General features: G+C 74.1%; 22 protein-coding genes. 9 read left to right on the forward strand and 13 right to left on the reverse strand.

The window, feature by feature from the left end:
* Positions 1-7: 7 nt before the first annotated feature.
* The 4 genes from V6U82_RS19350 to V6U82_RS19365 form a co-directional block, all read right to left on the reverse strand.
* Positions 8-2,482 (reverse strand): sensor histidine kinase, encoded by a 2,475-nt coding sequence (locus V6U82_RS19350; RefSeq protein WP_334463128.1) that lies wholly within the window; start codon positions 2,480-2,482, stop codon positions 8-10.
* An 80-nt stretch (positions 2,483-2,562) separates the two neighbouring features.
* Complete coding sequence (locus V6U82_RS19355) at positions 2,563-4,122, reverse strand: prenyltransferase/squalene oxidase repeat-containing protein (RefSeq protein WP_334463129.1); 1,560 nt, start codon at positions 4,120-4,122, stop codon at positions 2,563-2,565.
* Positions 4,119-4,994 (reverse strand): terpene synthase family protein, encoded by an 876-nt coding sequence (locus V6U82_RS19360; RefSeq protein WP_334463131.1) that lies wholly within the window; start codon positions 4,992-4,994, stop codon positions 4,119-4,121. Before V6U82_RS19360 ends, V6U82_RS19355 begins: the two co-directional genes overlap by 4 nt.
* Entirely contained in the window at positions 4,991-6,328 is a 1,338-nt protein-coding gene (locus tag V6U82_RS19365) for a cytochrome P450 (protein WP_334463224.1), read from the reverse strand. Before V6U82_RS19365 ends, V6U82_RS19360 begins: the two co-directional genes overlap by 4 nt.
* A gap of 312 nt (positions 6,329-6,640) precedes the next feature.
* On the opposite strand from V6U82_RS19365, the gene V6U82_RS19370 reads away from it, so the two are divergent.
* Entirely contained in the window at positions 6,641-6,889 is a 249-nt protein-coding gene (locus V6U82_RS19370) for a DUF2630 family protein (RefSeq protein ID WP_013287422.1), read from the forward strand.
* 46 nt (positions 6,890-6,935) lie between these two features.
* On the opposite strand, the gene V6U82_RS19375 is transcribed toward V6U82_RS19370, so the two are convergent.
* From V6U82_RS19375 to V6U82_RS19385, 3 genes are all read right to left on the reverse strand, one after another.
* Positions 6,936-7,865: a serine protein kinase RIO gene (locus V6U82_RS19375; protein ID WP_128138146.1), complete on the reverse strand. Its 930-nt coding sequence runs from the start codon at positions 7,863-7,865 to the stop codon at positions 6,936-6,938.
* Positions 7,866-8,056: 191 nt separating this feature from the next.
* A complete protein-coding gene (locus tag V6U82_RS19380; RefSeq protein ID WP_120568947.1) occupies positions 8,057-8,701 on the reverse strand; it encodes an HAD family hydrolase in 645 nt (214 codons plus the stop codon).
* A gap of 59 nt (positions 8,702-8,760) precedes the next feature.
* Positions 8,761-9,606 carry a carbon-nitrogen hydrolase family protein gene (locus V6U82_RS19385; RefSeq protein WP_334463136.1) on the reverse strand — a complete coding sequence of 282 codons (846 nt, stop codon included), beginning with the start codon at positions 9,604-9,606 and terminating at the stop codon, positions 8,761-8,763.
* Between the two features lie 105 nt (positions 9,607-9,711).
* Between V6U82_RS19385 and V6U82_RS19390 the strand changes: the two genes are divergently transcribed.
* The 6 genes from V6U82_RS19390 to mug all read left to right on the forward strand — a co-directional run bounded on the left by V6U82_RS19390 (position 9,712) and on the right by mug (position 14,018).
* A complete protein-coding gene (locus V6U82_RS19390; protein ID WP_013287426.1) occupies positions 9,712-10,284 on the forward strand; it encodes a TetR/AcrR family transcriptional regulator in 573 nt (190 codons plus the stop codon).
* Positions 10,285-10,388: 104 nt separating this feature from the next.
* On the forward strand, positions 10,389-11,306 hold the full coding sequence (locus V6U82_RS19395) for a TIGR04222 domain-containing membrane protein (RefSeq protein WP_334463140.1): 918 nt from the start codon (positions 10,389-10,391) through the stop codon (positions 11,304-11,306).
* A complete protein-coding gene (locus V6U82_RS19400; protein WP_334463143.1) occupies positions 11,303-12,121 on the forward strand; it encodes a DUF692 domain-containing protein in 819 nt (272 codons plus the stop codon). Before V6U82_RS19395 ends, V6U82_RS19400 begins: the two co-directional genes overlap by 4 nt.
* Positions 12,118-12,564 (forward strand): hypothetical protein, encoded by a 447-nt coding sequence (locus V6U82_RS19405; RefSeq protein ID WP_334463144.1) that lies wholly within the window; start codon positions 12,118-12,120, stop codon positions 12,562-12,564. Before V6U82_RS19400 ends, V6U82_RS19405 begins: the two co-directional genes overlap by 4 nt.
* Before the next feature lie 31 nt (positions 12,565-12,595).
* Entirely contained in the window at positions 12,596-13,357 is a 762-nt protein-coding gene (locus V6U82_RS19410; RefSeq protein WP_334463145.1) for an SDR family oxidoreductase, read from the forward strand.
* A 40-nt stretch (positions 13,358-13,397) separates the two neighbouring features.
* Positions 13,398-14,018: a G/U mismatch-specific DNA glycosylase gene (gene mug / locus V6U82_RS19415; protein WP_334463146.1), complete on the forward strand. Its 621-nt coding sequence runs from the start codon at positions 13,398-13,400 to the stop codon at positions 14,016-14,018.
* 81 nt (positions 14,019-14,099) lie between these two features.
* Here mug and V6U82_RS19420 read toward each other — a convergent pair whose 3' ends face one another.
* From V6U82_RS19420 to V6U82_RS19430, 3 genes are all read right to left on the reverse strand, one after another.
* Complete coding sequence (locus V6U82_RS19420; RefSeq protein ID WP_334463225.1) at positions 14,100-16,082, reverse strand: ABC transporter ATP-binding protein; 1,983 nt, start codon at positions 16,080-16,082, stop codon at positions 14,100-14,102.
* Between the two features lie 132 nt (positions 16,083-16,214).
* Positions 16,215-16,982 carry an enoyl-CoA hydratase/isomerase family protein gene (locus V6U82_RS19425; protein WP_128137219.1) on the reverse strand — a complete coding sequence of 256 codons (768 nt, stop codon included), beginning with the start codon at positions 16,980-16,982 and terminating at the stop codon, positions 16,215-16,217.
* Positions 16,983-17,025: 43 nt separating this feature from the next.
* Positions 17,026-17,253, reverse strand: coding sequence for a helix-turn-helix domain-containing protein (locus tag V6U82_RS19430; RefSeq protein WP_007072022.1), 228 nt, complete (start codon positions 17,251-17,253; stop codon positions 17,026-17,028).
* Between the two features lie 329 nt (positions 17,254-17,582).
* Here V6U82_RS19430 and V6U82_RS19435 point away from each other — a divergent pair, with 329 nt between their 5' ends.
* Entirely contained in the window at positions 17,583-18,185 is a 603-nt protein-coding gene (locus V6U82_RS19435; protein ID WP_334463174.1) for a cadmium resistance transporter, read from the forward strand.
* A 144-nt stretch (positions 18,186-18,329) separates the two neighbouring features.
* Here the strand turns inward: V6U82_RS19435 and V6U82_RS19440 are convergent, their stop codons facing one another.
* Positions 18,330-19,937, reverse strand: coding sequence for an ABC-F family ATP-binding cassette domain-containing protein (locus V6U82_RS19440; RefSeq protein WP_334463176.1), 1,608 nt, complete (start codon positions 19,935-19,937; stop codon positions 18,330-18,332).
* Between the two features lie 247 nt (positions 19,938-20,184).
* Between V6U82_RS19440 and ypfJ the strand changes: the two genes are divergently transcribed.
* Positions 20,185-21,099, forward strand: coding sequence for a KPN_02809 family neutral zinc metallopeptidase (gene ypfJ, locus V6U82_RS19445; RefSeq protein WP_334463227.1), 915 nt, complete (start codon positions 20,185-20,187; stop codon positions 21,097-21,099).
* Positions 21,100-21,169: 70 nt separating this feature from the next.
* Here the strand turns inward: ypfJ and V6U82_RS19450 are convergent, their stop codons facing one another.
* Complete coding sequence (locus tag V6U82_RS19450) at positions 21,170-22,387, reverse strand: RCC1 domain-containing protein (RefSeq protein ID WP_334463178.1); 1,218 nt, start codon at positions 22,385-22,387, stop codon at positions 21,170-21,172.
* A 165-nt stretch (positions 22,388-22,552) separates the two neighbouring features.
* Positions 22,553-23,191, reverse strand: coding sequence for an acVLRF1 family peptidyl-tRNA hydrolase (locus V6U82_RS19455; protein WP_334463180.1), 639 nt, complete (start codon positions 23,189-23,191; stop codon positions 22,553-22,555).
* Positions 23,192-23,217 lie beyond the last annotated feature (26 nt).

The raw sequence follows: 23,217 nt of genomic DNA on the forward strand, positions 1-23,217 counted from the left end.
GTCCCGGTCAGGTAACCTGCTCGTCCGCGTCGGCCGGCCCGCCGCCGGCCCCCTGCGCTCCGCCGAGCAAGCGCGCGGCATCGGTACGGCCGCGTCGCGTACCGCTCTGGTAGGAGCTCATCATCCGGCGCACCTGCTCCGGTGCACGCGCCGTGTCGTCGTCGGCGGCGTCGTCGTCCGCCCCGGTCTGGTCGTGCCGCAGCTCCGGCACGAGGCTGGCCTGGCGTACCCGGACCGGCAGTCCCGCGTCGGTGACCGGCGCGGTTTCCGGCTCCGTCGCCGGCGACGCCTCGGGCTCGTCAGGCGTGGCGGCGGGCCGACGCTCCACCACCGCCAGCTCCGTGGTGGGCCCCGCCACCGCGGGCTGCCGCTTGCGGGTACGCGCGGGCAGCCCGGAGGGGGTCAGCCGGGGCGCCTGCGTCACCGGCTCCGGCGCCTGCGGGGCGGGCTCGGCCGGCTGGTCCGGTCCGGCGCCGCCGTCCGGGCCGGACGGGGTCGCCGGCCCGTCGCCGTCCCCGTCCCGCGTGCTCCGCGCCGGATCCGGTGCGGGTGCCGCCGGCAGGGCCGTCCCGGGGGCGGGCAGGGCGTCGGCCGCGTCGGCGCCGTCGGCGGTGATCAGTTCACGCGGGATCAGCACCACAGCCGTCGTCCCGCCGTACGCGGACTCCTTGAGCTGCACCTTGACGCCGTGTCGCTCGGTGAGCCGGCTGACCACGAACAGGCCGAGCCGGGCGGCGTCGGCGAGGTTCAGCTCGGACCGGTCGACGATGCGCGCGTTGGCGGCGGCCAGCTCGTCGGCGCTCATGCCGAGGCCGCGGTCCTCGATCTCGACGGCGAAGCCGTTGGCCACGAGCTGGCCGCGGACCTCCACAGTGGTCTGCGGCGGCGAGAAGGAGAGTCCGTTCTCGATCAGCTCGGCCAGCAGGTGGATCACGTCGCCGACGGCGCGGCCGGTGAGCGACACCTCGCCCAGCGGGCGCACGGTGACCCGCGTGTAGTCCTCGACCTCGGCCACCGCGCCGCGGACCACGTCGACCATGGGGACGTTGCGCCGCCAGGCCCGGCCCGGAGTCGAGCCGGAGAGCACGATCAGGTTCTCCGCGTTGCGCCGCATCCGGGTCGCCAGGTGGTCGACCCGGAACAGGTCCTCCAGCTCCTCGGCGTCGTGTTCCCGCCGTTCCATCGCGTCCAGCAGCGTGAGCTGCCGGTGCACGAGCGCCTGGGTGCGCCGGGCCAGGCTGAGGAACACGTCGCGTACGCTGCGGCGCAGCTCGGCCTGCTCGACGGCGGTCCGGACGGCGGTCTCCTGGACGACGTTGAACGCCTTGCCCACCTGGCCGATCTCGTCGTCGCCGAACTGCAACGGTGGCGCCTCGCGGGCGACGTCCACCTCCTCGCCGCGGCCCAGTCGTTCCACCACGCTCGGCAGGCGTTCGTGCGCCAGCTTGAAGGCGGCCTCGCGGAGCCGTTCGAGCTGGCGGACGAGCGCGCGTGCCGTGGTGATCGACACGACCACGGACGCGATGACGGCGATCAGGCCGAGACCGGCGGCGAGCACCAGCCGCACGATGACGCCGATCGCGACCGGCATGGCCCGGGACACGATGTCCTCACCGCCGGCGAGGATCACCTCCCGCAGGTCGGCCATCGCCTTCTCGGCGGCGGCCTGCCACGCCGCGGCGCTCACCGGCGGGCGCACCTCGGCGCCCTTGGCCGCGAGCACCTGGTCCTGGAGCGTGCGGAGCTGCTGGAACGCGTCGCCCTCGACCATCCGTTCGAAGCGGGCGCGGTCGCTCGGGGCGAGTTCCCGGGCGGTGCGGTCGGCGAGGAACCACTGCGCGCCGACCAGGCGGGCGAACGCGGTCTGCTCGCCGACGGTGATCCGGTTGGCCGCGATCGCGCCGGTGAGCAGCGCGTCCTGTTGGGACAGCAGCTCCCGGGACCGGTTGAGGTCGATGAGCGCGGCGGTGTCCTTGGCGATCTCGTCGTCGTCGAGGCCGCCGAGGGCGTCGACGACCGCGAAGATCCCGTCGACCGCCTCGTCGTACGCGATGAGCGTGGTGGTCCGGTCGATGGTCTTGCGGCTGACGTCGGCGCGTACCTGGCCGAGCTGGTCCAGCTCGGTCTTCAGCTCGTCGAGCCGGCTCATCAGTTCTTCGCTGGCCGGGATCTCGGTGCGCCAGTCCCGCACCGAGCGCCACAGCGCGCCGGCGGTCTCGTCGGTACGCGCGCGCTGGGCCTCCAGCTCCTGCAACCGGCCCGGGTCGGACTCGCCGAGGTAACGCAGCGACAGCCGGCGCTCGGCCTGCAGCTCCTGGAGCAACGGGTCGCTCGGCTCGAAGACGCGCGCGTTGAGCGTCTGCACGCCGAGCAGGTTGAATCCGTCCCGTACGGTCACCCACGCGGCGAACGCCCAGAGCGCGGTCAGCGACGCCAGCAGCGCGATGATCTTCGTACGGAGATTCGTACTGCGGGAACCCATCACACCGTCCTGGCCCGGTCTTCGGTCGGTTCGAAATCCGATCGACTCCGGCGCACGCTAGCAGCCGTCGTGAACCTCATTCAAGCGATCCTGATCATGGTAGGTGCGGCCCCGTTCCGGGTCGCCCCGGCGCGGCCGGAGGCCGCCAGCACCGCGGCGCGCACGATCCGCGTCGGGCGGTAGAGGTCCTTGTCGTGCCATAGTGCCGGTTCACCGTCGCATCCGTCCAGCTCGGACAGTCGACGGCGGCCCCGCGCCAGCGCCGACGCGATCCGGGGGTCGCCGGGCCGGCCCGCGTCGGCCAGCGCGAGCACCGCGTACGCGGTCTCCTCGGCGGTGCCGTCCCACCGTCCCCACGAGCCGTCCGGGCGCTGCGTGTCCAGCAGCCAGGCCACCCCCCGCTCGACCGCGGCGCGCGCCGCGCCGTCCGGCGCGTGGTCGGCCAGCGCCAGCAGCACCGCATAGGTGGCGTAGTACGGCGAGGCGTGCCAGCGGTCCTCCCACCGCCCGTCCGGCTCCTGCCGCTCCAGCAGCCACTCGGTGACCCGGCGCCGGGCGCCGGTGACGCCGGGTGCGCTCGGTTGCTCGCCGAGCGCGTCGAGCACGTGCGCGTTCGTGGTCAGCGACGCCCCGTCCTCCCCCGGCCAGGTGCAGAAGTGCGCTCCGGTGTCGAACCCGGCCAGCGGCGCGACGCCCGGCGCGCGCCCCAGCCGGGCCAGCGCGTAGAGCGTGACAGCGGTGGTGTCGGCGTCGGCGGGCAGGCCGGGCGCGGTGGCCGCGCCGGACGGTCCGACCGCGGCGCGCAGCTCGGTCAGCACCGGCTCGGGCGCGCCGACCGGCACGCCGGCCCGGACCAGGATGCCGAGCACCCAGGCCCGTTCGAACACCGTGATCGGGCTCGCGCAGGGCACCGGGCCGGGCCGGGCGACGGCGTTCAGGTAGTCCAGCGCGGGTCCGGGCTCCGGGCCGCCCAGCCAGGCGGCGGTCGCGGCGGGTGAGGCGCCGACCGCGCCGCTGGCCGAGGGACGCACCCCGGGCGCGCGGTACGCCAGCTCGCCCGCCACCTCCAGCGCGTGCGCCAGCTTCTCCGGCACCGGCCGTCCGCCGGCGAGCAGTCCGCGTACCCGGGTCAGGCGGGCCGGGTCGAGACCGGCCGGCAGCGGCAGGCGGGGCCGGCCGGCCCACTCGGCCAGCCCGGGCGGCGGCCCGGACGGCCCGTCGAGGTGCCGGTCCACGGCGGTCAGCAGCACCGGCACGATCAGGTCGGTGGCCGGCAGGTCCGGCGGGGCGCCGGCGCGCAGCGCGCCGGTCAGGTACGCCAGTCCCCGGTGCGCGGCGGCTGCGGGCGCGGCGGCCGGCCCGTCGCGGTGCAGCACGGCGAGCAGCGCCTCGACCGCGCTCAGCGTGGGGACCAGCGCGTATCCGCCGGGGCCGCCCCAGCCGCCGTCCGGGCGCTGCCGGTCCAGCAGCCAGGCCACGCGCCGGTCGTGGCCGTCGAGCCAGGGCGCGAGCGCGACCAGCCGCCCGGTCTCGTAGACCGACGGTGACGTCTGCCCCTCCGGTTCGCCGCCGAGCGCGGTGATCAGGTCGTGCGCGGTCCCGGACCGGGTGGCGGGCACCGATCCGGCGGTGAGCGTCACCGCACGCCCCAGAAGTCGGTGTTCCGGTAGAAGCCGGTGGTGAAACCGAGCTGCCGGGACAGGAAGTCGGCCTCCCGCGGCACCTCGCCGGCCAGCTTCGCCAGCAGGACGCGGCAGTGGTCGACCTGCTCGGCGAAGTGCCGTTCCACCTCGGCCGGGTCGTCCACCAGCAGCAGCGCGTTGAGGTCGCCGGACTCGGCGTCGCGGCGGTGGGTGCCGAGGTCGTTGACCAGGCGCAGGGCCCGCTGGACCTCGTCACCGATCTCGATCAGCCGCGCCAGCGTGGCGGCGTCGGACACCGATCCGGTGTGGATCCAGTGCGCCACGTTCACCACTGTGGCGGCGAGGTTGTCGGCGTTGGCCAGGTAGTCGGCGAGCGTGGGACGGCCGGTACGCCGCCAGTCCCACTCGCGGGCCATCGCGTCGAGCGTGCGCGCCATCGTGTCGCGCCAGTGGCCGCGCAGCACCGGGTAGGCGGGCGCGGTGGCGACGTCGTCGCGCAGCTCGGCGAGGAACCGGCCCAGCGGGTCGGCGGACTCGCCGCCGTCGAGCACGTCCAGGCAGACGGCGGTGATCCGGTCGACCTCGGCCCGGCTGGTGGCCTGGTGGTCGACCAGCCAGTCCGCAGCGAAGCCCCAGAGCACCGCGCGGTTGGTCACCGCGAGTTCGGCGGCGGTGTGCCAGGGCGCGCTGAACGCCATCGCCTGCGCGATGCTGCTGAACAGCGTCGCGTCGAACGGGTCGCCGGGGAACAGCTCGGGGTGCGCCGCGGCGGCCCTGCGCAGGCCGCGCTGGCCCTGCGCGGCGAGCGCGCAGACCCGGCCCTGTTCCGCGGCGACGGCCAGCGGATCGGGTGTCGGCCCGTCGGTCATGCCGGCTCCGTCCGTCCGGCGGCGACGAGCGTCAGCTCGACCCGCTCGCGCGGCCGCAGCGCCGCGGCCAGCCGCAGTCCGGGTACGCCGGGGCGGTGCAGCCGGAACCGGTAGCGGCTGAGCATGGTGGCGAGGATGAGCTGGGCCTCCAGGTAGAACAGGTACATGCCGAGGCACTGGTGCGGCCCGCCGCCGAACGGGAAGTGGGCGTACCGGTGCCGGGCACGGACCCGTTCGGGGCGGAACCGTTCCGGGTCGAACTCGTCCGGGCGGTCCCAGAACTGCCGCATCCGCTGGGTGATCAGCGGGCTGACCGCCATCGTGGCGCCGGGCTCGATCGGCACGCCGTCGATGACGTCCCCGGCGACCGCGCGGCGCGGGATGATCCACCCGATCGGGTAGAGCCGCAGCAGCTCGTCCAGCACCATCCGGGTGTAGGTGAGCCGGCTCAGGTGCTCGCGGCGTACCGGCTCGCCGCCGACCACCTCGTCGATCTCGGCGTAGAGCCGCTCGGCCACCTCGGGGTGCTGGTCCAGGTGCGGCCAGGCCCAGGTCAGCACGTTGATGGTGGTCTCCGTGGTGGCGGCGAACATCGCCACCGTGTCGTTGCGGACCTGCCGCTCGTCGAGTTGCCGCCCGTCCTCGGTGCGGGCCTGCCAGAGCGTCGAGATGACGTCGTCGCCCTGGTCGGCGGACTCCCGCGTCTCGCGGACGATCGGCACCAGCACGTCGTCGACGATGCGTACGGCGCGGGCGAACGTGCGGTCGCCGGGCATCGGGAGGGACAGCGGCGCGAACGGCACGATGATCCGGGGGATGACGGCGGTGGCGATCCGGTCCTGCGCCTCGATCACGCGCATCGCGTCCGGCACCGAGATCCGGTCGGCGAACAGCACCTTCATGATCGCCCGGCTGACGATGCGCGCCTGCTCCACGCCGATGTCGACCGGCTGCCCGGCACGGGCCGGCTCGTCCAGTTCCTCCACCGCGTCGCGGATGGCGTCGGCCATCCCGTCGACCAGCGCCTCGACCCGCTTGGCGGTGAACATCGGCTGGAGCATCCGGCGGCTGGCCGACCAGATCTGCCCCTCGCCGAGGATTCCCTCGCCGAACAGCCGCTTGACCGGGCGCCAGAACAGCCCGTCGCCGGCCCGCTCGTAGTTGTCCGCGCGGTCCCGCAGGACGTGCTGCACGTGCCTGGGGTGGGTGACCAGGTACGGGCGGAACGAGCCGAGGTTGAGCCGGACCAGTTCGCCTCCGGCACGGTTACCGATGTCGATGAGTGCCCGGGCGGGGTCGCGGAGCACCGCCGGCAGGATCTGCCGCAGCGGCACGGTCCGGGGTCGGCCGGTGGGCCTCGGTGTGTCCGTTGGTTCGGGCACCTGAACGCTCCCTCGGTTGACTCAGGGTCGCGACTCCGTATCGACCCGTGACGTTGCCCGCGAGCATGCCATCCTGAGCCGCAGATCAAAAGGCAGGTCGGAGGATATTTCACGTAACAACAATCTCTTTGTCGAGAATGGAGCCCGTGGGATATGCGTCACTCGCGTACACAGTGGCCGTTGCGGAGCGCGAGCGACGCTCACCTATCCACGGACGGCGGCAGAACGCGGGCGCGGACCCGTCCGCTGTGCCAAGCTTCGGGCATGGACGACAAGACCATCCTCAGCCGGATCTCGGAACTCGTCGACGAGGAGCACCGGCTGCGCGCCGACGCGCAGCAGCACGAGGCCGGCACCGACGACGAGGCGCGGGAGCGGCTGCGCGCGCTGGAGGAGTCCCTGGACCAGTGCTGGGACCTGCTGCGCCGCCGCCGGGCCGCCCGCCAGGCGCACGGCGACCCGGACGCCCAGGGCGAGCGCCCGGTGCCGGAGGTCGAGCGCTACCTCCAGTGATCCGGACCGGCGTCCCGGACGGTCTCCCGCCCGGGACGCCGGCCGGTCAGCGGATGCCCGCCTCCCGCAGCAACGCCTCGGTCAGCGCCGCCGGATCGGTCACCGTCGCCGGCATCCCGCGGGCGGTGAACCAGGCGGCCACCACCCGCACGTCGCGGGCCAGGAAGTCGGCCCCCTGCGGGTTGGCCACCACGTCGACCACCTGCGGCAGGTCGATCATCACCAGCCGGCCCGCGTGCACCAGCAGGTTGTACGGGGACAGGTCGCCGTGTGCGTACCCGGCCCGGGCGAGCACCGCGAGCGCCTCCACGAGCTGGTCCCACAGGTCGCGCAGCTCGTCGTCGTCGGGCCGGACCTGGGCCAGCCGCGGCGCGGCCTCCCCCGCCTCGGCGTCGCCGACGAACTCCAGCATCAACTCGGTGCCGAGCAGCTGCACCGGATAGGGCACCGCGATCCGCCCGGAGGCGGCCCCGATCTCCCAGAGCTGGGACAACGCGGCGAACTCGGCCGCCGCCCACTGCCCGGCGATCATCTGCCGGCCGAACGCGGTACGGCCGGCCATCGCCCGCATCTCCCGCGACCGCCGTACCCGGCGGCCCTCCAGGTAACCGGCGTCGCGGTGGAAGAGCCGGTGCTGGGCGTCGCGGTAGCGCTTGACCGCCAGCAGGCAGCCGCGGTCGGTGCCCGGCACGGCCCGGCGGACCAGGTGGACGTCCGCCTCCTTGCCGGTCTTGAGCACCCCGAGCTCGGTGTCCCGGGCGGCCAGTTCGGTGACCAGCCAGTCCGGGTGCGGCTCGGGGCCGTGGACGGCCTGGTCCCAGGAGGACCAGGCGTCCTCCGCCTCGGGCTCGGCGTCCGGGTCGGTGAGGGTCGGCGGGGTGTGCCGCCCCCGCTTCAGGAAGTCGGGTTCGTCGTCGTCGAAGCGGCTCTTGCCGCGGCCACGGCGCTGCGGCGCCGGGAAGTCGTGATCGCGCACGGGTGGATCTGTCCTTCGATCGAGGCTGGTGGAGGCAGGTGGAACGACCCTGCGAAGACGGCCATGACCGACCTCCTCTCCTCGACCGGGCACACCCCGGCTGCGCGCTCGCGCGGCACCATGCTCGTACCCCGCCCGCAGCGGGTCAACGGATTTTCCGCACTGGCGGCTCCCCCGTGCGGCTGCCGCCGTCAGCCGGCCAGGACGGCCGCGACGGCCGCGATCAGCCCGTCCTCGATCCGGGTGGGCGCGAACCTCGGGTCGGACCAGCGGCGTCCCCGGTGCAGCCACACGCTGGGCAGGCCCACCGCTGTCGCGCCGCCGATGTCCGCCTCCGGGCTGTCGCCGACCACCCACGCGCCGCGCAGCGGCATCCGGGCCCGCTGGGCGGCGAGCGCGAAGATCCTCGGGTTCGGCTTGCTGACGCCCGCCTCCTCGGAGATCACCCAGTCGGCGACGTACCGGTCCAGGCCGGTCTTGCGGATCTTGGCGTCCTGTTGACGGGACGCGCCGTTGGTGACCACGACCGGCACCCAGCCGGCGTCGGCCGCGATCCGCAGCGCGCAGGCCACCAGCGGGTCGAGCCGCATGTGGGCCACCACCCCGTCGTGCAGCTCGTCGACCAGGTCGATCGAGGGGATGCGCAGCGCGTACCGGTCGCGGATCGCATCCGCCACGTCCCACCTGTTGGTCAGCCCGTCCGCGTCCACGGACACCAACCAGTCGAGGTCGGCCGGCGGCGCGCCGATGCCGTCCAGGAAGCGTTCTCCCCAGGCGCGGAACGGCCCGTCGCGGTCCAGCAGGGTGTTGTCCAGATCGAGCAGGAGCAACGGCACCTGGGCACCCTACGGGAACGGCCGGAGCACCGACAGGGCCGAGGGCCCCGCCACGGCGATCAGGCGACGAGGACGGCGCGATCCGCCCCGGCGTCGAGCGGGCGGTCCAGCAGCATCGTGTGCGCCGCGCGGGTGGCGGCCAGCGCGTCCGGGTCCAGCGTGGCCACCAGCACGTCCTCGCCGGTGTCGGCGCCCCGGGCCAGCGGCCGGCCCTCCGGGTCGTACACCGCCGCACCGCCGTTGAACCGCCAGGGATCGGTGCCGCCGACCGAGTTGGCGAACACCACGTACATCGTGTTGTCCAGCGCCCGGGCGGCGTAGTAGAGGTCGCGGCGGTGCGCCGAGCCGGCCAGGTAGCCGCTCGGGCAGAGGTAGCCGTGCGCGCCGTCACCGGCGGCGGCCCGCGCGTGCTCCGGGAAGCAGCCGTCGTAGCAGACGCCCAGGCCCAGCCGCCACGTGTCGACCACGAGCGTGGCGCCCCGGCTGCCCGCGTCGAACAACTCCCGCTCACCGCTCCAGAGCTGCTGCTTGTCGTACGCGGCGGTCACCGCGCCGGCCCGGTCCACGACGAGCGAGGAGATGGTGCGACGCCCGTCGGGGTGGCGGACGGCGGCGCCGATCACGACCGCCGCGCCCGTCTCGGCGGCGGCGGAGCGCAGCGGGTCCAGCCGAGCGTCGGCGACCCGGCCGCCGGCGTCGGCGGCCACATCGGTGGCGCCGGGGTCGGCGCCGAGCGTCGGCGGGTGGTACGCCGGCAGGAACAGCTCGGGCAGCACCACGACGCGGGCGCCCTCGGCCCGGGCGACGAGGCGGGCGGCGGCACCGGCGTTGCCGGCGACGTCGCCGGGGACGGGCTGTGCCTGGACGGCGGCGACGGCGAGCGGGCGTGCGGGAGGGGCTGTCACGCGCCGATCCTAACCACCCGGTGAGGGACAGATGATCATCCGGAATCGCATCTCAAGCCGTACGTACGGTTTGCATCGGCCGGTTCCACCTGCGACGATCCACCCGTGCCCAGAGTAAGTCAGGACCAGCTCGACGCGCGCCGCCAGGAGATCCTCGCGGCGGCGCGGGCGTGTTTCGCCCGGCACGGCTACGAGGGCGCCACCGTGCGGCGGCTGGAGGAGGCCACCGGCCTGTCCCGTGGCGCGATCTTCCACCACTTCCGGGACAAGGACTCCCTCTTCCTCGCCGTGGCCGAGGACGACGCCGCTGCCATGGTGGAGACGGTGGCCCGCAACGGTCTCGTGCAGGTGATGCGCGACCTGCTGGCCCGGGCCGTCTCGCCGGACACCACCGGCTGGCTCGGCAGCCAGCTGGAGGTCTCCCGCCGGCTGCGCACCGACCCCGCCTTCGCCAAGCGCTGGGCGGAGCGTTCCGAGGCCATCGCCGGGGCCACCCGGGAACGCCTGCTGCGCCAGCGCGAAGCCGGGGTGCTCCGCGACGACGTGCCGATCGACGTGCTGGCCCAGTTCCTGGAGCTGGCCTACGACGGGCTGGTGCTGCACCTGGCCATGGGCCGGCCGGCCGGCGACCTGGCCCGCGTGCTCGACCTGGTCGAGGAGGCCGTCCGCCGGCACTGAACCGGCGCCGGTATCGGTCCGGTAACTACGCCGCTCCAGGAGATCGACTCTGGCGCGCCTGCTCCACAATGAGCCGCGACCCCTCCTCGCGACAGGAGCAGACGATGACCCCCTCCGACACCTGGGGCATCCCCAGCCCCGTCTTCCTGCGCTGGTACCTCCTGATCGCCGTCGTCCTGGTCGTCGGCGCGGTCGTCTACCGGCGGCGCATGCTGGCGGGCACGCCGGTGACCGCCTACGGCGACCTCGGCCCGCAGCAGGTCGCCTTCCTCAACGGTGGCGACCAGCTCGCCGTCTGGGCCGCGCTCGGCGGGCTGCGCCACGCGGGCGCGGTCGGGGTACGACCGGACCGGCGGCTCACCACCGGCGGCCCGCTGCCGACCGGGGCCACCCCGCTGGACCAGGCGGTGCACCACGCGGCGAGCCGGGGTCTGCACACCCGGGAGCTGGCCGCCGACGAGTGGGTCCGGCGGGCGGTCGCAGAGCTGCGCGACGACCTGGTACGCCGGGGCCTGGCACTGGACCAGGAGCGGCGCCGGACGCTGCGGCGCGGTGCGCTGCTGATCGGATTCCTGCTGGCCATCGGCATCGTGCGCGCGGTCTCCGGGCTGTTCAACGACCGGCCCATCGGCTGGCTGCTGCTCAGCCTGTTCCCGCTCGGCCTCGCGTTCGTGTTGCTCAACCGCGTGCCCTGGCGTACCCGGGCGGCCACCGCCGCGCTCGACGACATGCGCCGCCGGCACGCCTGGCTGCGACCGGAGGCCGCGCCCGCGTACACCACGTACGGCCCGACCGAGGTGGCGCTGGGCGTGGCGCTGTTCGGCACCGCCACGCTCTGGACCATGGATCCGGGCTTCGCCGAGCAGGCCGAGATCCAGCGGCAGGCGCTGGGCAGCGCGGGCGGCGCCGGCTCCGGCACCTCGTGCGGCGGCGGGGCGACCGCCGGTGGCGGCAGCTCCTGCGGAGGCGGCAGCTCGTGCGGCGGGGGCGGTGGCTGCGGCGGAGGCGGGTGCGGCGGATGAGCGGCCCGACCGGCGTCGGCATCGGCTGGCGCCCCGAGATCGCCGGTTTCGTCGCCGGGCTGCCGGGGCTGCGCTTCGTCGAGGTGGTCGCGGAGGCGGTCGCCCCGGCCGGGCCGCTCCCGGACGGGCTCGCCGAGCTGCGCGGACGCGGCGTCGACGTCGTACCCCACGGGGTGCGGCTGTCCCTCGGCGGCGCGGAGCCGGTCGACCCGGCCCGGGTGGCGCACCTGGCCGGGGTGGCCGCGGCCCTGGACGCGCCGCTGGTGAGCGAGCACATCGCGTTCGTGCGGGCCGGCGGCCTGGAGGCCGGTCACCTGTTGCCGCTGCCGCGCAGCCGGGAGGCGGTCGCCGCGGTGGTGGCGAACGTGCGGCGGACGCAGGCGGAGCTGCCGGTGCCACTGGCCCTGGAACCGATCGCGGCGCTGTTCGACTGGCCCGACGACGAGCTGGACGAGGCGGACTTCCTCACCGAGATCCTCGACGCCACCGGCGCGCTGCTGCTGCTCGACGTGGCGAACGTGCACGCCAACGCCCGCAACCGCGGCGGTGACCCGGCCGCACTGCTGGACCGGCTGCCGCTGGAACGCATCGCCTACGTGCACGTGGCGGGCGGCGCCGACCACGGCGGCTTCTACCACGACACGCACACCGACCCGGTCCCCGCCGCCGTGCTGGACCTGGTCCGCGAGCTGTGCGCCCGGCGCCGGCCGCCCGCGCTGCTGCTGGAACGCGACGGGCACTACCCGCCCGCCGCCGAGCTGCGCGGCGAACTCGACGCGCTGGCCGCCGCGTCCGGCCACCCGGTGGTCACGTGAGCGGCGACCTGGCGGCCCGGCAGGCCGAGCTGGTCGCCGCGCTCGTCGCCGGTGGACCGCTGCCGCCCGGCTTCGCCCCGGCCCCGGTCGACGCGGCCCGCCGGGCGCTGCTGCGCAAACGGGCCGGCCACGTGGCCCGGCACTGGCCGCTGCTCGCCGCCGGCCTCGGGTCCGCCTGGCCGGTCACGTTCACCGCGTGGGCGGACGGCCGTCCCACGAACGGTTCGCTGCGCGACGGCTGGGATCTCGCCCGTGACCTGCGTGACCGGGACGCGCTGCCGCCGCTCGGCGCGGATGAGCTGGCCGAGCGCGAGGCCGCGAGCCACTACGACGGCCGCCGACCGCCCCGGCCACGCCGGCTGCCGGCCCTCGCCCGGGCCGGCGGCGCCGTCGCGGTTCAGGTCGCCGGCCGGGTACGCCTGCTGCGGCCCGCCCCGCGCTGACAGGCACCCGCCGGTACGGCAGGATCGGTGCATGGATCTCGGACTCGCCGACCGGGTGTACGTGCTCACCGGCGCCTCCGGCGGCCTCGGCTTCGCCACCGCCGAACACCTCGTCGCCGACGGCGCCCGGGTGGTCGTCTCCGCGCGTACCCCGGAACGGGTGGCCGCCGCGATCGAGGCGCTCGGCGGCCCGCAGCACGCGATCGGGCTGACCGCCGACCTCACCGACCCCGCCACCCCGGAGCGGCTCGTCGCCGCCGCCCGCGAACACTTCGGACGCCTCGACGGCGCGCTGATCTCGGTCGGCGGCCCGCCGCCCGGTACCGCCGCCACGGTCACCGACGAGCAGTGGCGCGAGTCGTTCGAGACGGTCTTCCTGGGCAGCGTCCGGCTCGCCCGCACGGTGGCCGGTGCGCTCACCGACGGCGGCGCGATCGGGCTGGTGCTGTCCACCTCGGTACGCGGACCCCTGCCCGGACTCGGCATCTCCAACGGCCTGCGGCCGGGCCTGGCCGGCGTCGCCAAGGACATGGCCGACGAGTTCGGCCCGCGCGGCGTACGCGTGGTCAGCCTGCTGCCGGGACGGATCATGACCGACCGCAACCGGGAGCTGCTGGCCGGCTCCGGCGACCCCGAACAGGCCCGCGCGCAGGCCGAGGCGGCGATCCCGCTCGGGCGCATCGGCGACCCGGCGGAGTTCGGCAGGGTGGCCGCGTTCCTGCTCTCCCCCGCCGCCGGGTACGTCACCGGGATCACCGTTCCGGTCGACGGCGGCGCGCTGCGCGGGCTGTGACGGTGGGCACGGTGGGCGGGCTTTCCGAGACGGTGGGCCGGTGAGCGATCGACGGCGGCCGGGCGGTGGACGGCCCGAGGCCGCGCCCGGACCCGGCACGCCCGCCCGCCGCCACCCCCGGCCCAGCCGGGAGCAGCTCGCCGCGGCGGCCGACCGGCTGCTGCCCGACGTGATCGCGCCCGGTCTGGACGTGCTGTTCGTCGGCATCAACCCGGGCCTGTGGTCGGCGGCCACCGGCTGGCACTTCGCCCGCCCGGGCAACCGGTTCTGGCCCGCCCTGCACCGGGGCGGTTTCACGCCGCGGCTGCTGCACCCCAGCGAACAGGACACGCTTCCGGCGCTGGGCCTCGGCATCACCAACATGGTGGCCCGGGCCAGCGCCCGAGCCGACGAACTCACCGCCGACGAACTGGTCGACGGCGCGGCCACGCTCACCGCGAAGGTCGAGCGCTACCGGCCGCGCTGGGTGGCGGTGGTCGGGGTGACCGCGTACCGGATCGGGTTCGCCCGGCCGAAGGCCGGTTTCGGGCCGCAGCCGGAGACGCTCGCGGCGGCCCGGCTCTGGGTGCTGCCCAACCCGAGCGGCCTGAACGCCCACTTCACCCCGGAGACGCTCGGCGCCGCGTTCGCCGAGTTGCGCGCCGAGGTCGTCGCGGGTTAGGGCTTCGGCCGTCGCGGGCCGGTCGTCCGGCGCCGCCGGGCTGCCGACGGCCCGGCGCCCGGATGTGGTCTCGCCGGGCCGCTAGTTGGCTGCCGCCGGGGGCATGGCCTCGTGGGCGACGTAGGTGCCCATCGGCACCGTGGTCACCACCGGATCGGGCTGCTCCGCCTCGGCGTGGGGCGTCGGCGAGTCGGTGACCGCGAACTGGGTGCGGTACAGCTCGGCGTACAGGCCACCGACCGCCACCAGCTCGTCGTGCCGGCCGCGCTCCACGATCCGGCCCTCGTCGAGCACGAGGATCTGGTCTGCGTCGCGGACCGTGGAGAGCCGGTGCGCGATGACCAGCGCGGTACGCCCCGTCAGCGCCACCGACAGCGCCCGCTGCACCGCCGCCTCGCTCTCCGAGTCCAGGTGGGCGGTGGCCTCGTCGAGGATCACGATCGACGGGGCCTTGAGCAGCAGCCGGGCGATGGCGATGCGCTGCTTCTCGCCGCCGGAGAAGCGGTAGCCCCGCTCACCCACTGTGGTGTCGAGCCCGTCCGGCAGCGCCCGGACCAGGTCGGCGACCTGCGCACCGGCCAGCGCCGCCCAGATCTCGTCGTCGGTGGCGTCCGGCTTGGCGTAACGCAGGTTCTCCCGGATCGTCTCGTGGAACAGGTGCGAGTCCTGGGTGACCACGCCGATCTCGTCGCGCAGCGAGGCGAGCGTCGCGTCCCGTACGTCGACGCCGCCAACCAGGACCTGGCCGTCGCTGACGTCGTAGATCCGGGAGATCAGCATGGACAGCGTCGACTTGCCCGCGCCGGAGGGGCCGACCAGGGCCACCATCTGCCCCGGCTCGACGGCGAACGAGACGCCCCTGAGCACCGGCTCGTTGACCGTCCGGTCGAGGGTCGAAACCTCCTCGAGGGAGGCGAGCGACACCTCGGCGGCGCTCGGGTAGCGGAAGCGCACGTCGCGGAACTCGACCCGGCCGTTGCCGCGCGGCACCGGCACCGCGCCGGGCTTCTCGGCGATGGACGGGCGCAGGTCGAGCACCTCGAAGACCCGGTCGAAGGAGACGAGCGCGCTCATCACGTCGACCCGGACGTTGGACAGCGCGGTCAGCGGGCCGTAGAGACGGGTCAGCAGCAGCGCCAGCTTGACGACGGTGCCGGCGCTGACCGCCCCGGTGACCGCCAGCCAGCCGCCGACGCCGTATGTCAGCGCCTGGGCCAGCGACGCGACGAGCAGCATCGCGACGAAGAACGTCCGCGAGTACATCGCGGACTGGATGCCGATGTCGCGTACGCGCTCGGCCCGGCGGGCGAACCGGTCGGCCTCGACCTCCGGCGCGCCGAACAGCTTGACCAGGAGCGCGCCCGCCACGCCGAACCGCTCGGTCATCGTGGCGTTCATCTTGGCGTCGAGGTTGTACGACTCGCGGGTGATCTCGGCCAGCCGTCGGCCGACCCGCCGGGCCGGGATGATGAAGATCGGCAGAAGCACCAGCGCCAGCACGGTGATCTGCCACGACAGCACGAGCATCGCCCCGGCGGTGAGCACGAGCTGGATGACGTTGCTGACCACGCCGGACAGCGTCGAGGTGAACGCCCGCTGGGCGCCGAGCACGTCGTTGTTGAGCCGGCTGACCAGGGCGCCGGTCTGGGTGCGGGTGAAGAACTGCAACGGCATCCGCTGGACGTGGTCGTACACCCGGGTGCGCAGGTCGAGGATGATGCCCTCGCCGATGCGGGCCGAATACCACCGCTGGACCAGGGAGAACAGCGCGTCGGCCACGGCGAGCGCGGCGATGATCAGGGCGAGCCGGACCACCGTCGAGCGGGCGTCGGGGCCGCCCCCGGCGATCGCGTCGATGACGTCGCCGGCGAGCAGCGGCGTGGCCACGCCGATCACCGCGGCGACGATCACGGTGATCAGGAAGACGACGATGTCGCGCCGGTAGGGCTGGGCGAACGCGACGATCCGCCGGGCGGTGCCGCGCTTGAGCTCGTGTGCGGAGACCTCGTCGCGGTTACGCAGCGACCGGAGCATGCTCCAGCCGCCCATGCCGCCGCCGGCCATGGGGTGGGACACTCGTCACCTCCGGGTCGTCGGGGCAGCATGAACCGTCGGAGTCCATTCTCCCGACGCCTGTGACAACCTCGCGAGTAACCCAGATCTTCCCGGACGGTCCTTACGAAATCGCCGTCGCGGCTATTCGCCCCGCCCGGCCAGGTCCCGGATCCGCCGGGTCTGCGCCTCCCGCTCGGCGCGCTGCTGCTCGGCGTGCGAGCGCCCGGCAGCGCCCGCGAGCAGCGCCTTGATCTCGATGATCGCGTCCCGGTTGTTCGCGAGCAGCCCGGCGGACAGATCCCGCACGGCGCCGTCCAGCTCGTCGTTCGGCACCACGAGCGTGGCCAGGCCGATCCGGTCCGCCTCGGCGGCGTCCATCCGGCGGCCGGTGGCGCAGATCTCCAGCGCCCGGGAGTAGCCGACCAGCTCGACCAGGCGGCGCGTGCCGGCCAGGTCGGGAACCAGACCGAGGGTCACCTCGGCCATCGAGAGCTTGGCGTCGGCGGCGAGCACCCGCATGTCGCAGGCCAGCGCGAGCTGGAAGCCCGCGCCGATGGCATGGCCCTGCACGGCGGCGATCGACACCACGTCCGGCCGGTGCAGCCAGGTGAAACCGCCCTGGTACTCGGCGATCCGGTCGGCGCACTCCGCCTCCGGCATCGCGGCCAGCTCGGCGAAGGAGCCCGGCCCGGTCGCACCGGCGACCGCCAGGTCCAGGCCCGCGGAGAAGGCTCGCCCCTCTCCGCGTACGACGACCACGCGCACGTCGCCGGGCAGGTCGCGGGAGAAGTCGCTCATCGCGCGCCACATCGCGGGGGTCTGCGCGTTGAGCACGTCGGGCCGGCACAACGTCACCGTCGCGACCGGCCCGTCGCAGTCGAAGCGCACTCCGGTCGTCTCGGCGGTCACCGGACGCCCCGGAACGCGCTGATGGACGACGCTGGGGGGCGGGTCACGCCTTCTTCCGGCGCCGGGCGCCGCCGCGCTGCCGCAGCTGCACCCCGGACTCGGTGAGCACACGGTGGATGAACCCGTAGGAACGGCCCGTCGAGGCCGCCAGAGCACGGATGCTCTCACCCCCGGTGTACCGCTTTACCAGGTCTTTGGCGAGCGTCTGACGCTCGGCCCCGACGATCCGGCGACCCTTCTCAGTGCTGGTGGCTGTGCCGGTGGCTGCCATGCTGATTCCTCACGTCCCAGACTGTGCGGTTCGGATACGGTCCCACCTATTAGACCGCCTCGGACGATCATGCGCCAGATATCAACTATTCGCCAACCGACACGCTACGCAATGTCAGCTTCCCGATAGAGTGATCCTTCCGACCGGCTGATCCGTACCGCCCCGCTGGAGGGGCCCGTCGGCGCCACATCGGAAGGTGGCGGCGTCCTCCCGCATGATCGACACCACATCCCCGAAGTGGCTGCCGTACCGCGCTCCGGATACCGCCACTACGGCGAACTGGTGTGGATCATGCGATGGCCGGTGCGACGGGCCGTATCGTGCCCGGGGTGATTGACACGATCACGGCCGCGGCGGGCGCCGCCGGCGTCTTCGCCGCCACCAACCTCGACGACGTCGTCGTGCTCACCGTGCTCTTTGTGGCCGCCCGGCGGACCGGGCGTCCCCGGCCCTGGCAGATCGTCGCCGGGCAGTACGCGGGCATCGGCGCGCTCGTCGCGGTCGCGGTGGTGGCCGCCGCCGGGCTGCTCGTGGTGCCGGACCCGTGGCCCGGCCTGCTCGGGCTGCTGCCGGTCGCGCTCGGCGTCCGCGCCTTGCTGACCCGGCGCGACGACGACGAACCGCCGGCGGTGGTCGGCAGCCTGCTCGGCGTCGCCGGAGTGACGGTCGCGAACGGCGCGGACAACATCGCCGTCTACGTGCCGGTGTTCCGCGCCCTCGACCCGGTCACCGGCCTGATCTGGCTACTGGTTTTCGCCGTGCTGGTGGCCGCATGGTGCGCGGTCGCGGCGGCGCTCGGCGGTCACCCCCGGGTGGTTGCGCTGGTCGGCCGCGCCGGCCACTGGCTGGTCCCGGCGATCTTCATCGTCATCGGCGCGACCATCCTGCTCACCTCCGGCGCCCTCCCCCACCTGGCCGCCCTCCTGACCTGACCGCCCCACCCCCGCCCTCGCCCGGCCCCCGCCCCGACTCAGCCCGTCGATCATGAAGTTGGCGGCGGTGTGGATCTCCAAAAGTGCCGCCAACTTCATGATCGACGGGGGACAGAGAGGGCGGGAGGGGGCGGGGACGGGGGGTCAGGCCAGCTCTACCAGCTCCAGGAGGTCGTCGGACCAGGCGTCCTCGTCGCCGTCGGGCAGCAGGATGGCGCGGTCCGGCTTGAGCGCGGTGACCGCGCCCGGGTCGTGCGTGACCAGCACGATCGCGCCCGGGTAGCGGGCGATCGCGTCGAGCACCTGCTCGCGGCTGACCGGGTCCAGGTTGTTCGTCGGCTCGTCCAGCAGCAGCACGTTGGCGCCGGAGCAGACCAGCGTGGCCAGCGCCAGCCGGGTCTTCTCGCCGCCGGAGAGCACACCGGCCGGCTTGTCCACGTCCTCGCCGGAGAACAGGAACGCGCCGAGGATCTTGCGCAGGTCGGTGTCGGTCTGGTCGGACGCGGCGCTGCGCATGTGCTCCAGGATAGTCCGGTCCACGTCGAGCGTCTCGTGCTCCTGGGCGTAGTAGCCCAGCCGCAGCCCGTGCCCGGGGCGCACCTCGCCGGTGTCCGGCTCCAGCAGCCCGCCGAGCATCCGCAGCAGCGTGGTCTTGCCCGCGCCGTTGAGGCCGAGGATGGCCACCCGGGAGCTGCGGTCCACCGCCACGTCGACGTCGGTGAAGATCTCCAGCGACCCGTACGACTTGGACAGGCCGGTCGCGGTCAGCGGCGTCTTGCCGCACGGCGCGGGGCTCGGGAACCGTACCTTGGCGACCTTGTCCGCGACGCGGACCTCGTCCAGGCCGGAGAGCAGGCGCTCGGCGCGCCGGGCCATGTTCTGCGCGGCGACGGTCTTGGTGGCCTTGGCCCGCATCTTGTCCGCCTGCGCCATCAGCGCGCCGGCCTTCTTCTCGGCGTTGGCCCGCTCCCGGCGGCGGCGCCGCTCGTCGGTCTCGCGCGCCTCCAGGTACGCCTTCCAGCCCAGGTTGTACGTGTCGACCACGGACCGGGTGGCGTCCAGGAACCAGACCTTGTTGACCACGGCCTCCAGCAGCGAGGCGTCGTGGGAGATCACGATCAGGCCGCCCTTGTGGTTGGCGAGGAAGCCGCGCAGCCAGGTGATCGAGTCGGCGTCGAGGTGGTTGGTGGGCTCGTCCAGCAGCAGGATGCCGCCGCCGTTCTCGCCTGCGTCGCGGAACAGGATCCGGGCCAGCTCGATGCGGCGGCGCTGACCGCCGGAGAGCGTGCCGATGGTCTGCGCCAGGGCGCGGTCGGGCAGGCCGAGGTTGGCGCAGATCCGGGCCGCCTCGGCCTCGGCCGCGTAGCCGCCGAGCGAGGCGAACTGGTCCTCCAGCGCGCCGTAGCGGCGGACCAGGCGCTCGTCGTCGGCGCCCTCGGCGAGCTTGTCCTCCAGTTCCTTCATCTGCGCCATGAGCACGTCCAGGCCGCGGGCGGAGAGCACCCGGTCCCGGCCGGTGACGTCCAGGTCACCGGTACGCGGATCCTGCGGCAGGTAGCCGATGGCGCTGCGCCGGTCGATCTGGCCGCCGTACGGCTGCCCCTCCCCGGCGAGCACCTTGAGTGTGGTGGTCTTGCCGGCGCCGTTGCGGCCGACCAGGCCGATCCGGTCCCCCGGCTGCACCCGCAGGGTGGTGTCGGACAGCAGGATCCGGGAACCGGCACGCAGTTCCAGGCCGGTGGCAGTGATCATCTCGGAGTACTCGCTCTCGGGTCCGGAAAGGCTGATTCAGGGCACGCGAAAGCGCCGGCGGGTGGTGATTTCCCGTCGGCGCGGGGCCGTTCAGCCTTCGCAGCGCAGCACGGGAGCAAGTGTACCGGGCTCCGCGGACCCCCTCCGCCGGATTACCGCGCAAGATCATCGGGTACGGAAACCGCCGTCCGGACCCGGTCCGGTACCGCAACCACCACATACGGACACATCGGTGATCGGGGTCAACATGGAGCTGAACGAGAACGCGCGGGTCGACACCAGCCAGGTGGACGACCGGCGAGGGTCCGGCGGAGGCGGCGGGATGGGCATTCCGATCCCGATCGGCGGCGGCCGCGGCGGGATCGTGGGCATCATCATCGCCGTACTGGTCGCCCTGGTGGGCGGCGGGTTCGGCCTCAACGCCGCCACCAACGGCGGCGGTTCCGAGCAGGGCGACAACACGTCGCTGGAGCAGAAGTGCTCGGCACAGGACGCGCTGGAGCAGCTCGACTGCCGCAACACCCTCTACGTCAACTCGATCCAGGCGTACTGGCGTACCGCGATGCCGGAGGCGTTCGGCGAGCAGTACAAGCCGTCGAAGACCGTGTTCTTCAGCCAGAACGTGCGCACCGCCTGCGGCGCCGCCGACTCCGGCGTGGGCCCGTTCTACTGCCCGGCCGACGACCAGGTCTACATCGACCTCACGTTCTACCGGCTGCTGGCCGACCAGCTCGGCGCCAAGGGCGAGTTCGCCCAGCCGTACGTGCTGGCCCACGAGTACGGCCACCACGTGCAGGACCTGCTCGGCACCGAGGCGCAGATGCGCCGTCAGCAGCAGCGCGACCCGCAGAGCGCGAACGCGCTGTCGGTGAAGCTGGAGCTGCAGGCCGACTGCTACGCCGGCGCGTGGGCGAAGAACGCCACCGGCACCGCCGACGACCGCGGGCAGAAGATCTTCAAGAGCATCACCGAGGAGGACATCTCGCAGGCCATCGACGCCGCCGAGAAGATCGGCGACGACGCGATCCAGGAGCGCTCCGGCCGGCCGGTGAACCCGGACGAGTTCACCCACGGCACCTCGGAGCAGCGCAAGCAGTGGTTCACCAAGGGCTTCACCACCGGTGACCCGAAGTCCTGCGACACCTTCGGCTCGGGGGCCTGAGCCGCTCGGCGCATCGGCCCGCACCGCTGACGAGGTCAGCGGTGCGGGCCGATGTCGTTCGTCCGGCCGGTCAGGCCGGCACTGTCACCTGGCCCGGGGTGGACCGGTTGACGGTCGTCCCGTCGCCGAGCTGACCACCGCTGTTGTCACCCCAGCACCAGAGACCGCCGTCGGTGCGGATCCCGCAGCCGTGGTCGGTGACCGAGAGGCCGCCGGTCCAGGTGGTGGCCGTGCCGGCCTGGACGGGCGCGGACCGGTGCGTGGTGCTGCCGTCGCCCACCTGCCCGGCCGAGTTCTTGCCCCAGCACCACAGGCTGCCGTCGGTACGCGACGCGCACGTCGTGTCGCTGCTGGCGGCGATCCGGTTCCACGTGGTGGCGGTGCCGATCTGGACCGGCGCGGTCCGGTACGTGCCGCTCACGCCGAGCTGCCCGTACCCGTTCTCACCCCAGCACCACAGCGCGCCGGAGCGGACCCCGCAGGTGTGCGCGTACCCGGCCGCGACGCCGGTCCAGCCGGTCGCGGTGCCGACCTGCGCGGGCGCCGTCTGGGGCGCCAGGTTGCCGAGCCCGAGCTGGCCGTCCGAGCTGGACCCCCAGCACCAGAGCGCGCCGCCGGTCCGGATACCGCAGGTGTGCCCGTAGCCGGTCGAGACGCTCACCCAGTCGGTGGCCGTGCCGACCTGCAACGGGGTGTTCGCGACGTACGGCGAGGTGCCGACGCCCAGCTGGGTGGTCCGGTTGAAGCCCCAGCACCAGAGCGTGCCGTCGGTGCGTATCGCGCAGGTGTGCTGGGGGCCGGCGTCGACCCGGGCCCAGGTGGTCGCGGTGCCGACCTGCACCGGGGCGCTGCGGCTGGTGGTGGTCCCGTCGCCGAGCTGGCCCCGGAAGTTCGAGCCCCAGCACCACAGCGTCCCGTCCGTGCGGACCGCGCAGGTGTGCCCGGAGCCGGCGTCGACGCCGGTCCAGGTGGCGGTGCCGACCCGCGCCGGGGCGCTGCGGTTCGTGGTGGTCCCGTCGCCGAGCTGGCCGCCGTAGTTCGAGCCCCAGCACCACAGTCCCCCGTCGGTGCTGATCGCGCACGTGTGCGCGCCGCCCGCGGTGACGCTGGTGACGGTGGGCGCGGCGAGCGCGGCGCGCTCGACCGGGCCGGCCGCCGCGTTCGCCGTGCCGGCGGTCAGTGTCGCGGTGAGTACGAGGCTGCCGGCGCTCATCGCCGCCGCCGCGACGAGGAGCCTCGTCGCACGGCGCCACCGGGCCCGCAGCCGGCCGTCCTGATATCCGCTCATGAAGGTGTGCTCTCCCAACGATGTCGGCGCGTGATGGCGGAGGCGAAGCGGGCCCTGCGGGTCGCCCGGAGACCCGCCGCTTCGTGACACCGACCTTATGCATCGAGTCGATTCGATGCATCATCGAGGAGCGGGATTGAGCCGTCTTGAGGTGATCTTTCCTGTTCAGCGGACCAGGATGTGGACCGCCCGGGCGGCGGCGACGGCGGCCACCAGCACCGCGTGCCGGGGTTCCGGCACGTCGAGCAGGCGCGGCGCGCGCAGCGCCGCGAGCGGGGCCAGCCGCCGGTCGGCCAGCACCGTGTCGACCGCGCGCCGGTCGCCGCCGCACACCAGCGCCGCCAGCGTGCCCGCCTCCGGCAACAGCAGGCGTACGGCCAGCTCGGCCGCGTCGCCCAACGCGGCCTTCGCCTGGTTGTCGCGCCGCCGGGCGAACCGCTGCTGGGACCAGCCGCCCGCCGCGGTGCGCCCCTGCACGTAGCGGGTGTCCACCTTGGAGACCACCAGATCGGTGCCGTCGGCGACGCCGACCGCCACCGCGCCCTTGCGGGCCAGCAGCAGACCGATCCGGCGGGCCGCCGTGGCGGAAGCGACGAATCCGGGTACGTCGGCCGACGCGCTCGCACCGGGCGGGGTGTGCAGCTCGGCGGTGGCGTCGTCCGGGGCGGCGAGCAGCAGCCCGTACTCCTGGACTGTCGTCGTCGGCGGGCCGTGCCGGTCGGTGAAGCCCTCGACCCAGCGGGCGACGCGGCCGGGGTCGACCTCGACCCACCGGCCGCCGCCGGCGGCGGGTCGGCTGCTCATGGCCCGACGGTACGCCATCGGCGGGC

This window comes from Micromonospora sp. CPCC 205554, assembly GCF_036902745.1.
Classification (GTDB): Bacteria; Actinomycetota; Actinomycetes; order Mycobacteriales; family Micromonosporaceae; genus Micromonospora; species Micromonospora tulbaghiae.

Excerpts from the sequence above, each read along its gene's own strand:
- V6U82_RS19430 (WP_007072022.1), bottom strand. The coding sequence starts at position 17,253 with ATGGCAGCCACCGGCACAGCCACCAGCACTGAGAAGGGTCGCCGGATC.
- V6U82_RS19420 (WP_334463225.1), bottom strand. The coding sequence starts at position 16,082 with ATGGCCGGCGGCGGCATGGGCGGCTGGAGCATGCTCCGGTCGCTGCGT.
- V6U82_RS19450 (WP_334463178.1), bottom strand. The coding sequence starts at position 22,387 with ATGAGCGGATATCAGGACGGCCGGCTGCGGGCCCGGTGGCGCCGTGCG.
- V6U82_RS19410 (WP_334463145.1), top strand. The coding sequence starts at position 12,596 with ATGGATCTCGGACTCGCCGACCGGGTGTACGTGCTCACCGGCGCCTCC.
- V6U82_RS19440 (WP_334463176.1), bottom strand. The coding sequence starts at position 19,937 with ATGATCACTGCCACCGGCCTGGAACTGCGTGCCGGTTCCCGGATCCTG.
- V6U82_RS19455 (WP_334463180.1), bottom strand. The coding sequence starts at position 23,191 with ATGAGCAGCCGACCCGCCGCCGGCGGCGGCCGGTGGGTCGAGGTCGAC.
- V6U82_RS19395 (WP_334463140.1), top strand. The coding sequence starts at position 10,389 with ATGACCCCCTCCGACACCTGGGGCATCCCCAGCCCCGTCTTCCTGCGC.
- ypfJ (WP_334463227.1), top strand. The coding sequence starts at position 20,185 with ATGGAGCTGAACGAGAACGCGCGGGTCGACACCAGCCAGGTGGACGAC.
- V6U82_RS19350 (WP_334463128.1), bottom strand. The coding sequence starts at position 2,482 with ATGGGTTCCCGCAGTACGAATCTCCGTACGAAGATCATCGCGCTGCTG.
- V6U82_RS19400 (WP_334463143.1), top strand. The coding sequence starts at position 11,303 with ATGAGCGGCCCGACCGGCGTCGGCATCGGCTGGCGCCCCGAGATCGCC.
- V6U82_RS19370 (WP_013287422.1), top strand. The coding sequence starts at position 6,641 with ATGGACGACAAGACCATCCTCAGCCGGATCTCGGAACTCGTCGACGAG.
- V6U82_RS19360 (WP_334463131.1), bottom strand. The coding sequence starts at position 4,994 with ATGACCGACGGGCCGACACCCGATCCGCTGGCCGTCGCCGCGGAACAG.